10 protein-coding genes are annotated in these 13,740 nt (G+C 58.7%); 4 read left to right on the top strand and 6 right to left on the bottom strand.

The window, feature by feature from the left end:
* Window positions 1–367 precede the first annotated feature (367 nt).
* Genes pgaA through pgaD form a run of 4 tightly spaced genes read left to right on the top strand, consistent with a single transcriptional unit; the run spans window position 368 to window position 6,507 of the window.
* Window positions 368–2,806 carry a poly-beta-1,6 N-acetyl-D-glucosamine export porin PgaA gene (pgaA, locus tag QMN93_RS19290; protein WP_193139924.1) on the top strand — a complete coding sequence of 813 codons (2,439 nt, stop codon included), beginning with the start codon at window positions 368–370 and terminating at the stop codon, window positions 2,804–2,806.
* A gap of 8 nt (window positions 2,807–2,814) precedes the next feature.
* Complete coding sequence (gene pgaB, locus QMN93_RS19285; RefSeq protein WP_182382672.1) at window positions 2,815–4,752, top strand: poly-beta-1,6-N-acetyl-D-glucosamine N-deacetylase PgaB; 1,938 nt, start codon at window positions 2,815–2,817, stop codon at window positions 4,750–4,752.
* Window positions 4,745–6,073 (top strand): poly-beta-1,6-N-acetyl-D-glucosamine synthase, encoded by a 1,329-nt coding sequence (gene pgaC / locus QMN93_RS19280; protein WP_059347680.1) that lies wholly within the window; start codon window positions 4,745–4,747, stop codon window positions 6,071–6,073. Before pgaB ends, pgaC begins: the two co-directional genes overlap by 8 nt.
* Window positions 6,073–6,507 carry a poly-beta-1,6-N-acetyl-D-glucosamine biosynthesis protein PgaD gene (gene pgaD, locus QMN93_RS19275; RefSeq protein ID WP_182382673.1) on the top strand — a complete coding sequence of 145 codons (435 nt, stop codon included), beginning with the start codon at window positions 6,073–6,075 and terminating at the stop codon, window positions 6,505–6,507. The genes pgaC and pgaD overlap by 1 nt, the downstream gene beginning before the upstream one ends.
* Window positions 6,508–6,684: 177 nt before the next feature.
* Here the strand turns inward: pgaD and gss are convergent, their stop codons facing one another.
* The 6 genes from gss to QMN93_RS19245 all read right to left on the bottom strand — a co-directional run bounded on the left by gss (window position 6,685) and on the right by QMN93_RS19245 (window position 13,652).
* Window positions 6,685–8,550, bottom strand: a complete 1,866-nt coding sequence (gss, locus tag QMN93_RS19270) for a bifunctional glutathionylspermidine amidase/synthase (RefSeq protein ID WP_182382674.1) — start codon at window positions 8,548–8,550, stop codon at window positions 6,685–6,687.
* A gap of 111 nt (window positions 8,551–8,661) precedes the next feature.
* Complete coding sequence (locus QMN93_RS19265) at window positions 8,662–9,639, bottom strand: ABC transporter ATP-binding protein (RefSeq protein ID WP_058841934.1); 978 nt, start codon at window positions 9,637–9,639, stop codon at window positions 8,662–8,664.
* Window positions 9,636–10,613 carry an ABC transporter ATP-binding protein gene (locus tag QMN93_RS19260; protein ID WP_087823206.1) on the bottom strand — a complete coding sequence of 326 codons (978 nt, stop codon included), beginning with the start codon at window positions 10,611–10,613 and terminating at the stop codon, window positions 9,636–9,638. The genes QMN93_RS19265 and QMN93_RS19260 overlap by 4 nt, the downstream gene beginning before the upstream one ends.
* Window positions 10,606–11,451 (bottom strand): ABC transporter permease, encoded by an 846-nt coding sequence (locus QMN93_RS19255; RefSeq protein ID WP_033146638.1) that lies wholly within the window; start codon window positions 11,449–11,451, stop codon window positions 10,606–10,608. The genes QMN93_RS19260 and QMN93_RS19255 overlap by 8 nt, the downstream gene beginning before the upstream one ends.
* Window positions 11,452–11,456: 5 nt before the next feature.
* Window positions 11,457–12,410 (bottom strand): ABC transporter permease, encoded by a 954-nt coding sequence (locus QMN93_RS19250; protein WP_033146639.1) that lies wholly within the window; start codon window positions 12,408–12,410, stop codon window positions 11,457–11,459.
* A gap of 45 nt (window positions 12,411–12,455) precedes the next feature.
* On the bottom strand, window positions 12,456–13,652 hold the full coding sequence (locus QMN93_RS19245; RefSeq protein WP_323630729.1) for an ABC transporter substrate-binding protein: 1,197 nt from the start codon (window positions 13,650–13,652) through the stop codon (window positions 12,456–12,458).
* Between the last annotated feature and the right edge of the window lie 88 nt (window positions 13,653–13,740).

Genomic DNA, 13,740 nt, shown 5'->3' with positions numbered 1-13,740 from the left:
AGTACTTTAATTGAGGCAGATAAACCACATTAAAAATATATACAAAGCTGTCACAATATAAATAAAAAACCCATACATCAATAAGTTACAAATAAACAATCATTTCAATAAAACCGCCAAAAACCACTCGATACAGAATTATCTCAAAACAACACACCCCCATTTCAACATATTTATCCGGCAACATATCAGGTGTACATTAGCTTTCACCCAGTCCACTGACATAAGGATCCATAATTACCTTTAGGTAAGTATCCCGTAACATCACTGCATTCAGATTTAATGTTCTCATTTATGGCCTTTAACCCTGAGTTTAAAGGCGGCCGTGTTATGCAATGGATTCATGATAAACAAATGGCAAATAGATATGGAAAGATCGCTTCGCTTCAATACGTTATTCTTTTATCGCGCCCCAACATTATTGTTTCTGTTATTCCTCTTTCCTGTTCTGGCTCAGGCGACTGAATCCGTTTATGAGCAACAGATTCAACAGGCGCGTAACGGTAATTACTCGCCGTTTCTCGATTATCTTCAGCGTTATCAGCAGCAGCATGCCCTGACGCCAGAACACGTTGCGGACTGGTTACAGGTTGCGTCCTGGGCAGGTCATGATGACGAGGTTATTCAGGTCTGGCAGCGTTACGGTATTTATATGCCGCTGCCCGCCCGCGGCGTTGCTGCCGTCGCGCAATCCTGGCGGAATAAAAAAGCCTGGCAGCCAGCCCTGGCACGCTGGAAAGAGGCGCGTAGCCTTGCGCCGGATAACGACGAGTATCGTATCGGCTACATAAAAACTCTCGCCGATGCCCGCATGGACACGCTTGCCCTGCAGGAAGCCCAACGGCTGGTAGCGGAAAATCCTTCTCAGGCACATCTTGAGACGCTCTCGTATGTCTGGTTACGCCAGGGAAAAAGCTGGGATCGGCTTCTGGCAGACACGCGCGCGCTGAATATCGCGCCTGAGAATAAAGCGCTCCTCAGCGAGCTGATCGACGCGCTAACGGATAGCCGGGTGAACACCCCCGCGCTGCAGCTTTCACAAAGCGTCACGCTGTCCCCCGCGGAGCATCGCCGTCTTGAGCGTAATGCCGCCGCCGAACGGGTTCGCCTTGCCGATGTGCCTGGCAGAACAGAAAAGGAGCGCCTGCAGCTTGCGCAATCCACGCTGAATCGTTACGCCGCTCTGCTTTCCCGCTGGCAAAAAGATCCGCAGGCGGCGGAAGACGTCGTCCTGGCGCGTATCGACAGGCTTGGCGCGCTGTACGCCCATGCTGATTACCCACAGGTGATTGGCGAATATCAGGATCTTACGGCAGCCCAGCATCCGGTGCCGGGCTGGGCCATCGGCTGGGTGATTTCCGCGTATCTGCAGGAGCAAAACGCTGCCGCCGCCTTCTCGCTTCTGCAACGCTATCCGCAATACGCTTCCGACCCGCAGGACGAGGAGCACGCGCTTTTCTACGCCTGGCTGGATACGGGAGATTATCAATCCGCCCGCCGATATGCTGAGCGCCAGACCCGCAACGTCCCGTGGACCCGCTACGATTTCGGCTCCCCTACCCCTCAGCCGAACGATCGGTGGCTTACCGGACAGTCGCTCCGCTTTAACTATTTGCTGGCGACGAATGCCCTGCCGGAAGCCGAAACGCTGGCGCACCGTCTGGCGACAACGGCGCCGGGCAATCAGGGATTACAGATTGACTACGCCACCCTGCTTCAGGCGCGGGGCCTGCCGCGCGCGGCCGAGCAAACGCTGAAAAAGGCGGAGGCGCTGGAGCCGTCCAATACAGAGCTAGAGCAACAGCAGGCTTACGTCGCGATGGATCTGCAGGAGTGGCGACAGATGGATTTACTGGCCGACGACGTGCTTGCCCGCGCGCCTGCCGACCGCAGCGCCAGGCGTCTCGACAGGCTCAGGACGGTCCACCACATGTCCGAGCTGCGCCTCAACGCGAGCAAGGGTTTGCACTCCGATAGCCCCGTCAGCGGGACGCACGACCTGAGCTGGGACGCCACGCTCTATGGCCCACCCGTAGCGGACAGCTGGCGGCTGTTTGCGGGTACCCGCTACGCGCAGAGTAATTTCGATGAAGGCAAAGGCACCAGCCGTCACCTTTTGGGCGGCGTCGAGTGGCGACCACGCGACCTCCAGCTCGAAGCCGAGCTTTCCAGCAACCGCTATCACGGCGAAAACAAGCCGGGCGCTCGCCTCGCAACAACGTACTTTGTGAACGATAGCTGGCAGGTCAGCGGCAGCCTGGAACGCCTGTCGCGCACCACGCCCCTTCGGGCGTTACGCAACGGAATCAGCGCCAACCGGGGTGAAGGTGGGGTGCGCTGGTATCAAAACGAGCGGCGTGAGTACCAGTTCAGCGCCGCCCTCAGCCGCTTCTCCGACCATAACCGTCGCCAGGAATACACCCTCGCGGGCAAGGAGCGTCTCTGGCAGGCCCCGTCCCTGACGCTGGATCTCGAGCCGGGGATCGCCGCCAGTAAAAACAGCCTGCGCGACACGCTCTACTACAACCCGGCGCGGGATCTGTCCGTGACGGCTGCCCTGGCCGTTGACCATGAAATGTACCGCCATTACGACACCCTCTGGAGCCAGCAGTTCGTGGTCGGAGGCGGCAGCTACTGGCAGAAAAATCAGTCCGCTGGCGCCATCGTCCTGCTGGGTTACGGACAGCGCGTTCAGTGGAACAACGTTATTGATACCGGCGTGATGCTGAACTGGGATAAACGCCCTTACGACGGCAAACGCGAGAGCAATCTCTCCGTCACGTTTGACGCGACTTTACGCTTTTAAGGATGAATATGCTGAACACACGTTTTTCCGTGAGCCTGATACTCCTCGGCTGGCTCTGCCTCAGCGCGAGCGTCTGCGCGCAGGCGATCTCGTTCATTGCGCCCAAAGAGAGGCCGCAGCTGGAGGCGAGTAAACCCTGGCCGAAGAACCAGTTTCTGGTCCTGGCCTACCACGACGTCGAAGACGATGCCGCCGATCAGCGCTATCTCTCCGTTCGCACCAGCGCGTTAAACGAGCAGATAAGCTGGCTTTTGCACAACGGCTACCACGCCATCAGCGTGCAGGACATTCTGGACGCGCATGACGGGAAAAAAACGCTGCCGCCAAAAGCCGTTCTGCTCAGCTTTGACGACGGCTACAGCAGCTTTTACACCCGCGTCTGGCCGCTGCTTCAGGCCTGGAACGTCCCCGCGCTGTGGGCGCCGGTGGGCAGCTGGGTGGATACGCCGGCAAATCAAAAAGTTAACTTCGGCGGCCTGATGACGCCCCGCGAGCGCTTCGCAACGTGGGACATGGTGCGCGAGCTCAGTCAGTCCCCGCTGATTGAGATCGGATCGCATACCTGGGCCTCGCATTACGGCATTCCGGCCAACCCGCAGGGCAGCCGCGAGCCGGCCATCGCCAACCGCTTTTATGACAAAGCCACGGGTCGCTATGAAACCGACCAGCAGTTCAACCAGCGGATCGGCGATGACGTTCGCAAAGTGACTGAAAAAATCACGCAGGTGACGGGCAAGGCGCCGCGCGCCTGGGTCTGGCCCTACGGCGCCGCCAGCGGTACGTCGCTCGCTATCGCCAGACAGCAGGGTTACCGGCTGGCCTTCACCCTTGAGGACGGGCTGGGGAACGTGCAGGATCTGGGCAACATCCCCCGCCTGCTGATCGCCGGGAATCCCTCGCTCAAGGCGTTTGCCAGCACGGTCAGCCAGGTTCAGGAGCGCGATCCCGTGCGCGTCATGCACGTCGATCTCGACTACGTTTACGATCCCGATCCGGCCCAGCAGACCCAAAATATCAACAGGCTGATCCAGCGGGTTTACGACATGAAGATCAGCCATGTTTTCCTGCAGGCGTTTGCCGATCCGCAGGGCGACGGTAAGATCAAGGCGCTCTATTTCCCCAACCGTCGGCTGCCGGTTCGGGCCGATCTCTTTAATTTTGTCGCCTGGCAGCTGCAAACCCGCGCCGGGGTAAAAGTCTTCGCGTGGATGCCGGTGCTCTCGTTCGATCTCGATCCTTCCCTGCCGCGCGTGCAGCGCCGGGATCGTCAAACCGGCCAGCTGCGCGAAGCCACCGAGCCCTATATCCGGCTCTCCCCGTGGGACCCGCAGGTGCGCCAGCAGGTGACGGACATCTATGAAGACCTGGCCCGCTATGCCAGCTTCAACGGGATTTTGTTCCATGACGATGCGGCGCTGACGGACGTGGACGATGCCGGTCAGAACACCACGCGTCAGAAAAGCCAGACGCTTATCGGGTTTACCCACGCCCTGAGCCTGGCGGTGAAGCATATCCGCGGCCCGCAGATAAAAACCGCGCGCAATATGTTCGCCTTACCCATTCTGCAGCCCGAAAGCGAAGCGTGGTTCGCGCAGAATCTTGATGATTTTCTGGCGGAGTACGACTGGACGGTGCCGATGGCCATGCCGCTGATGGAGTCCGTTCCGGCAGACGAGAGCGATGCCTGGCTGACGCGTCTGGTTAACGCGGTCGCCGCACGCCCCGGCGCGCTTGATAAAACCATTTTCGAGCTGCAGGCCAGGGACTGGGACCAGAAACCGCAGCGCGCCGTGTCCGACAGCCAGCTTGCGCAGTGGATGCGCGTGCTCCAGCTGAACGGCGTCAAAAACTACGGTTACTACCCCGACGACTTCCTCAACAATCAACCTGATATCTCACGCATCAGGCCTGAATTTTCTTCGTACTGGTACCCTGACAATGACTGATCGCATTATCGCCTTCTCTATTTTATGTCTGGTATTCGGGTTGCCGTTAGGCGTGGCCGCCCTCTTTACCGGCGAACTGATTCTGGATTTTGTGTTCTTCTGGCCGCTGTTCATGTCGGTGCTCTGGATAACCGGCGGCCTCTATTTCTGGTTTCAGCTTGAACGCCACTGGTCGTGGGATAAAGACACGCCCGCCCCGACGCTCGCCGGTGAGCCGCTCATCTCCATTCTTATCCCCTGCTTCAACGAGGGACGAAATGCCCGGGAGACCATCAGCGCCGCGCTGGATCAGCGGTATGAAAATATAGAAGTTATCGCCATCAACGACGGATCTTCTGACAACACCGCGCAAGTGCTGCAGGAGTTGGCGCAGGAACAGCCTCGCCTGCGGGTGATTAACCTCGCGGAAAATCAGGGGAAAGCGCTGGCGCTTAAAGCCGGAGCCGCGGCGGCGCGGGGCGATCTGCTGGTCTGCATTGACGGCGACGCCCTGCTCGACCGCGATACCGCCGCTTATCTGGTGGCACCGCTGATTCAGTACCCCCACGTCGGGGCGGTTACCGGGAATCCGCGCATTCGCACGCGCTCCACGCTGATTGGCCGCATTCAGGTGGGCGAGTTCTCTTCCATTATTGGGCTCATCAAGCGGACGCAGAGGATCTATGGCCGGGTCTTTACCGTCTCCGGCGTCATCGCCGCGTTTCGCCGACAGGCGCTGGCGGACGTCGGGTACTGGAGTCCGGACATGATCACCGAAGACATCGACATCAGCTGGAAGCTTCAGCTGCGCCACTGGGATATCTTTTTTGAGCCGCGGGCGCTGTGCTGGATCCTGATGCCGGAGACGCTGAGAGGCCTGTGGAAACAGCGTCTGCGCTGGGCCCAGGGGGGCGCGGAGGTGTTTCTGGTTAACCTTCGCAGGATCGTGCGCTGGGAGCATCACCGCATGTGGCCGCTGTTTCTGGAGTACGCGCTGTCAACGCTGTGGGCCTTCGCGTACGCGATGACGGTGCTGCTGTTCCTCCTCAGCCAGGTTGCGCCTGTTCCCGCCAGGCTGACCGTGGAGAGCCTTTTTCCACCGGAGTTTACCGGGCTGCTGCTGGGCGTGATGTGCCTGCTGCAGTTCCTGGTCAGCTTGTACATCGAGCGGCGCTATGAACGAAAAGTGGCCAGCTCGCTTTTCTGGGTGATCTGGTTCCCGATGGTGTACTGGATGATCGGCCTGTTCACCACCCTCGTCGCATTTCCAAAAGTCATGCTTAAACGCCAGCGCGCCCGCGCGCGCTGGATCAGTCCGGACCGGGGAAAAGGGAGCATTTAATGAACGAAAACACCTTAATTTTGACCGAGCATCGGCTCTTGCCGCGTCTTTTTGATGCCGCGCTGACGCTGGTGGCGTGGGGAGGATTTCTGTTTTTCCTGTATGCCCGTCTGTGGATGCAGCTAACCGATGAGAGCGACCACCGCTGGAGCGTGATTATCGCGTCCTTTAATACGGTGTTGATCTACCTGCTGTTTGCCGCGATCAACGGCTGGCTGCTGATTTTGTGGTATCAGTACAACCGCCGCCGCACCAACGTGAGACGGCGCCAGCCGGGCTATTTTCACCAGGAGGAGCTGGCCCGCAGCTTTAACGTCTCACCGCAGATCATCTCCGAGATGAGCCAGTACAACCTGCTGACGGTGTACCACGATCAGATTGGCCGCATCATCGATCTGAAGATCAACGAGCAGCAGGAAGAGGAAGAACAGTAACGAAAAGCCCCCGCAGGAGACCCTGCGGGCAGAGGGAAACACAGTATTTTGTAGCAAGGAACATAACGTGACCTGAGCCGTATGTTCCCCCTCACCCCAGCCCTCTCCCTCAGGGGAGAGGGGGCCGTCCGTGCAGGCATTATTTTGTAGGCAACCCTCAACCCTGCGGGGAGATTTTTATAGCGAGTCCTTCACCACAATCAACGGCTCGATATCGCTCTCTTTCTTCACCACCAGCGAGTCATCGCCGCGCAGACAGGTTCCGCCGTAGTTCCCGCCCACGGTGAAGGTGCAGACCTGTATGTACTTGCCGTCGACCTTCGGCAGGCACCACAGCTGCTGGTAGATATTCTTGCGGTCGACAAACTTGCCGCTGGATTTATCCAGCAGTTCGTCCTGAGCGCTGATGAGATCGATATTGCTGCCGCAGCGTCCGGCAATCGGCTTGACGGCATATCCGGTCTGCTTCAGCAGATCGTTAACCTCAAAATCGGTGTCGAGCAGATAACGGTGATTCGGGAACAGCTGCCACAGTACCGGGAGAATCGCCTTGTTGCCGGGAATAACGGTCCACAGCGGTTCGAAGACCAGCACCTCCGGGCGCAGCAGGACGTCAATCAGGCGCACCTCGCCCTCGGGATGTCCGGTCCGAATAGGCACGGCGGCGTATTCTGTTTCGCTGACCTCGCGGATCTGCTCTATCGCCGTTTCCCACGCCCAGGTTTTCCACACGCAGTTGACGTGGCGACCTTCGTCGTCAATCAGCTGCCCGGCGGCATCCCATCTGAGCGCCTCCAGCCCGTGCAGAATTTTGGTCTCGAACCCGGCCTGCATCAGCGAACGCTGAATAAAGAGCGCGTGGTAATCCTCTTCGACATCGTTGTCCTGCATGATGTGGACGAACGGCCGCGCGTGGCTGTGCTTCCACGCCCCGGTCAGCTCTTCCAGCAGCCCTTCCGCCGGGTTATGCCCGTTGCCGCGATAGCCGTTTTTCACCCACTCTTCGAGAATCAGCCCGCCCTCGGTATGGCAGGACGCGGAATCGGCGTTGTACTCGTAGACCTTAATGCCGCGCTCATCCATGCAGAAATCCATACGACCGGTGATCATATGGTGGCGACGCCACTGCCAGGAGAGGCGCAGGCGCGGCCAGAGGATTTTCGGGATGTCGAAAAGCGCCAGCAGGCTGTCGTCTTTCAGCACCTTGTCCGTCGCGTGCAGGTACATCAGGTGCAGTTCGTTGGTGGCCTTGATCAGCTCCTGCTCGGCGCTTTCGGTAATGGTGAAGTACTGGCAGGGATCTTTGTTGATCACATGGCCGTTGGCGCGGATATACGCCTGCTGCAGCGCGTCATTTTCGTTAAGCCATTTTCCGTCGAACTGACGCTTGTTTTTCAGCCGCGCGCCGCTGATTTTCAGCAGTTCGCCGTCGATTTCCGGCTGGGGAATGCTGTGTTCCGCGTCGTCGGTCTGGATCATCCAGCCGAGAATCTCCGTGTCGTTGAAGGTGTCATGGATCGTGTAACACCCGTTCTCCACGCTCAGACGCAGCTCGCGCGTCCACTGCTGCCCGAGCGGCAGCGGGGAGTGAATCACGTTCTGCTCCGCAATTCGAACCTTATCGTCGAGAAGCTGGGTGATCACCGCCACGTGGCCGGTCTCGTGAAACTCGCCGCCCTTTTGCCAGATCAGCAGCGCCCCGGCGCGCGGCGCGCGTTTTGAGCCGTTGGCAAAAGCCTGAAGGGGCAGAATGTTATCGTTCACCACCTGGCGCAAAAAGCGCAGGGAGAAGATTTCCCACGCCATGCCGACGTCGGTAAACACGAAGCCATAGTTGAGAAACAGGAAACGGCGGGCAAACTCAACGCATTGCCACTTGTGGCCCATGTATTCGTTGCCGATATAGCTGCGAAAATCCGCGTCTTCCGGGTATTTTCGCGGGTCCAGACTGCCGTAATTTGAAGAGTAAATCGCCACGCCACCGGGCGCATAGCCTAACAATGTCCCGAATGGCGCATCACTGCTTAACTTTCCTTTACGCATGTATCCAACCTAAAACAGGCAGGCGGCAATTTTTTTAAGGGTTGTCGTCGTCTGCACGTTGTAATTAACCTGACAGAGGGACATTTATCATACACCTGCGCAGCGCATTAACTACATGTTAAACAACCAACATGCCGCGAAATGCCCTGGCGCAATCTCCTGCATGGCTGGCTCCTGCGTCTGGCACACCGGCATCGCGTGCGGGCAGCGGCTGCAGAACTTACAGCCCGGCAGCGCGGACGTGGGGCCAGGAATGTCGCCGCGCAGGGTGGCGTCTTCGAGATTGCGGATACGCGGATCGGGCTGGGGAACCGCCGCCAGCAGCGCGCGGGTGTAAGGGTGCGCCGGACGCTGATACAGTTCATTCGCCGGGGCCACCTCTACCAGTTTGCCGAGGTACATCACCCCAATGCGGCTGGAGATATGGCGAACCATGGAGAGATCGTGGGCGATGAACAGATAGGTTAGTCCCAGCTCCTGCTGCAGATCCTGCAGAATATTCACCACCTGCGCCTGCACCGAGACGTCCAGCGCCGAGAGCGGCTCATCGCACAGCACAAATTCAGGATGCACGGACAACGCGCGGGCAATACTGATGCGCTGACGCTGGCCGCCGCTGAACTCATGGGGGAACCGTTCAAGGTGCTCGTGCTTCAGCCCCACTTTGTAGAGCAGCGTTTCCGTGCGTTCCCGCTGTTCTTCCCGGCTGTAGCCGTGGATCTGCATCGGTTCGGCCACCAGCTGTCGCACCGTCATTCCGGGGTTGAGCGAGGAGTAAGGATCCTGAAAAATCGCCTGCATCCGCTTACGCAGCGGCTTAAGCTCTTTTTCACGGGCGTGGGCAATCGCCTGCCCGGCGAAGTGGATCTCACCCGAGGTGATATCGAAAAGGCGCAGGATGGCGCGCCCGAGGGTAGATTTTCCGCAGCCTGACTCCCCCACCAGGCCAAACGTCTCGCCGGGCTGGATATCAAAGCTCACGCCGTCAACCGCCTTCACGGCCACGCCTTTACGCAGCAAACCGCCGTTGAGCGGATAGTGCTTGCGCAGATCGCGCACGCTCACTAATGGCGCCAGTTGTTCACTCATGCCTGAATCTCCTTGTCGGCCCATAGCCAGCAGGCGGCGCGATGGCCCTCTCCGGCGGTGTAAAATGCAGGCTGTCGTTCACACTGGGGCATGCGCTTCGGACAGCGTTCCGCGAACGGACAGCCCGGTGGCGGGTTAAGCAGGCCAGGCGGCGAACCTTCAATGGGCGATAAACGCTGATTGACCTCATCCGGACGCGGCAGCGAGGCCAGCAGCCCCTGGGTGTAAGGATGCGCAGGGCGATAAAAAATGTCCTCCACGCTCCCCTCCTCCATTACCAGCCCGCCGTACATCACCACCACGCGGCTGCAGACCTGCGCCACCACGCCGAGATCGTGAGTGATCAGCAAAATCGCGGTCCGGGTCTGCTGTTGCAGACTTTTCAGCAGGCGCAGGATCTGCGCCTGAATGGTCACGTCCAGCGCGGTGGTCGGTTCATCGGCGATCAGCAGCTTAGGGTTGCAGGAGAGCGCAATGGCGATCATCACCCGCTGGCGCATCCCGCCGCTGAACTCGTGGGGATACTGGTCGTATCGCCGTTCCGCCCCGGCAATGCCTACCTGTTCCAGCATGGCGATGGCCGCCGCTTTGGCCGCTTTTTTGCTGAGCCCTTTATTGCGCATCAGGATCTCAGCCATCTGCTTGCCGATGGTCAGCACCGGGTTCAGGGCGGTCATTGGATCCTGAAAAATCATCGCGATCTCGTTGCCGCGAATGGCGCGCATCTGCGCGGGCGTTTTCTGCGCCAGATCCTCATTCTGGAAGCGGATGCTGCCGCCGGTTATCCGTCCGTTGCTCCCCAGAAGCTGGATAATCGACTTGCAGGTGACGCTTTTCCCGCAGCCCGACTCACCGACGATGCCGACGAGCTCCCCCGGCTGAACCTGAAAGCTCACGCCGCGCACCGCGTGAACCTCACCCTCCCGGGTGCGGAACGTGGTTTGCAGGTTCTCAAGCGCTAATAAGTTACTCATCGCGATTCGCTCCCGGCTCAAAGGCGGTACGGAACACATCGCCCAGCACGTTAAAGCTGAACACCGTCAGCAGGATCAGAATGCCGGGGAACATCGCCAGCCACGACGCTTCGCCAATATAAGACTGCGCGTTGTTAAGCATGCTTCCCCACGACGCCGCGGGCGCCTGCACGCCCAGCCCCAGGAAGCTGAGCGTTGATTCCATCAGGATGGCCGAGGCGATGTTGAGCGTGGCTGCCACGATAATGGTCGGCAGCACGCCGGGAATAATGTGACGCACGATGATGCGCAGCGGATGCTCTCCCGACGCGCGGGCATAAAGCACGTACTCGCGCTCTTTCACCGACAGGGTTTCAGCGCGCACCAGACGCGACATGTTCATCCACGTCAGCAGGCTGATAATCAGAATGATGTTATCCACGCCCGGCTTGAGGTAAGCATTTACTACCAGCAGCAGGAAGAAGGCCGGAATGGCCATCAGGATATCCACGGCGCGCATCATCAGGTTATCCAGCCAGCCGCCAAAATAGCCGCTCACCGTTCCCACCACCGTGCCGATAAGCGTGGAAAAAAGCATGGCGAGAAAACCGACCATCAGGGAGATCTGGCCGCCATACAGCGCGCGGGTGAAGTAGTCGCGGCCGTATTCGTCGGTGCCGAACCAGTGCGCGGCATCCGGCGGCAACGTGCGCGCGCCGAGCGACATCCGATCCGGATCGTACGGGCTTAACCCCGCACAGAGCGCGGCGACGACGAAAATAAAAAGCACAAACAGAGAGAACTGCGCCGGACGGTTGCGGCGCAGCTGGTGACGAACCTGCTGCCAGCGTCTGCTCATCCGGGTTACCTCAGCGTACGAATGCGGGGATCGGCGAAGCGATAAAGCACGTCGGCGATCAGGTTTCCGACGATCAGCATCATCGACGAGAGCATGATGATCGCCATAATCAGCGGGTAATCCAGCGAGGCGATCGACTGGATCCCGAGCAGCCCCATCCCCGGCCAGGAGAAGACGCTTTCCGTCACATAAGCCCCTACAATCAGCTCTCCGAACGACAGGCCGAACAGGGTGATCACCGGCAGCAGCACGTTTTTCAGCACGTGGCGGAACAGAATGCTGGAACGCGTGGCGCCGTAGGCAAGCTGGGTTTGCACGTAGTCGGCCGAGAGCTGCGAGATGGTGTTGGAGCGGATGTAGCGCACGTAGCTGGAGAGGTTATAGAACGTGAGGGCAATACACGGCAGCACGCCGTGACGCAGCAGATCCAGCCCGTTATCCTCCATGCCGATGGTGCGCATCCCCATGCTGGGGAACCAGTTAAGCTGCACGGCAAAAATGGTGATGAGCAGGATGCCGAACCAGAATATCGGAACAGAAATGCCGATATAGGCGAATAAATTGAGCAGATGATCCAGCCAGCGGTGCTTAAATGCCCCGGCCAGCAGGCCCAGCGGGATCGCCAGCACGATCGCCATCATCAGCGACGCGCCCATCAGCCCCAGCGTGGCCGGAATACGTTCGCCGATCATCTCCAGCACCGGGCGGTGGTAGATCAGCGAATAGCCGAGATCGCCCTGCAGGACGTTTTTCAGCCACAGGACGTACTGCGTGACCAGCGGCTTATCCAGCCCCAGGCTCTGGCGAATACGTTCGATATCCTCCGGGGCCATACGCGGCGTAATGTACGCCGCCACCGGATCGCCGGGCGCGAGCTTGACCAGCAGAAACGCCACCAGTGAAATAAAAAACAGCATCGGCAGCAGCTGCAGCAGCCGACGCGTGAGGAGTGTGTTCACGACGTGCCCTTACCAAGGCCCCGACCTGACGGCCGGGGCAATCACTTATTTCTGATAGATTTTTGACAGATCCTGAAACAGATAGACCGGTTTCGGCTCCGCTTCCTGGGTGCCGCCGAAGCGCTTGTCCACCGCGACGGTCGCATTGGTGTAGGCAATCGGGTAGTAGGTCATGTCGTTCGCCACGGTCTGCTGAATTTGCTTATAGATATCGGCCCGTTTTGCGGCGTCGGTTTCCACTGCACCTTTATCCCACAGGGCATCAAACTGTGGATTTTTGTAGTGCGCGTAGTTATAGGCTTCGTTGCTCATGAACAGCGATTTGTAACCGTCCGGCTCGGAGCCCATGATGTAGCCGCCCAGGTTCAGCTCCCACGCGGTGTTGTTCATATCGAGGCTGCGCTGAGACATGGCGTTGGAGTCCAGCGGCATCAGCTCCACGTTCACCCCAATGCCCTTCAGCGCCTGCTGAATGTAGAGCGCCATGCTCTCCTGGGTTTTGTTGGTGTTCACATACGCCAGGCGCAGCTTGAGGTTGTCCGGCGCGCCGGACGTCTTCAGCAGCTCTTTGGCTTTTTGCAGATCGAACTTGTACTGTTCGACGTCATCCGTCTTGTAAAGCGTATCTGGCGTCAGGAATGAGGTCGCCGGTTTAGCGTAGTCCAGCGAGGTAAACGCGGTCTGGGTGAGCTCGTCTTTGTTGATGGCATACGCGATGGCCTGGCGCAGCGCTTTGCTCTTCATCACCGGCACGTTCTGGTTGAACGTCATATAGGCCAGACGGCCTTCCGGATAGACCACGAAGTCAAACTTACCGGTATTTTTCAGGCGGTTCACGTCCTGCGGGTCAACCATCTTGAGGTTGATTTCCCCGTTTTGCAGCGCAAGGTTGGCGGCGTTGCTGTCTTTGGCGAAACGGTAGGTGACCGAATCAAGCTTCGCTTTGCCGTTCCAGTAATCGTCAAAACGGGTCAGGGCGTAATATTGCCCGGCGCGGTACTCTTTGAATTTGAACGGGCCAGAACCCACGGGCGCATCGTTTTTGCTGCTCTTTTCCAGGTCGCCTTCACCGGCGAACACGTGCTGCGGGATCGGGTAGATTTGTACCAGGGTGCCGGTAAAGGCCGCGCTGACCTGCGGTAGGGTGAATTTGACGGTGCGCTCATCCACCTTGCTCACCTGTACCGGCTTGTCGCCGTAGGTGAACATGCTGCGGAAGAAGCTGTGCTGTTTGGCATCCAGCAGCTTATTGAACTATAAGGGCTTCCCCGGCATGTCAACGCCGGTGTTTACGGTTTCTGTCTGCACTATAGTAAAAAAATAAAGGGGA

Origin of the sequence: Enterobacter sp. R-1.6.2, from assembly GCF_035064085.1 — a bacterium.
GTDB lineage: Bacteria > Pseudomonadota > Gammaproteobacteria > Enterobacterales > Enterobacteriaceae > Enterobacter > Enterobacter asburiae_B.
Note: the sequence above shows the minus strand (reverse complement) of the source record. Positions and strands in the feature narration are given on the sequence as shown.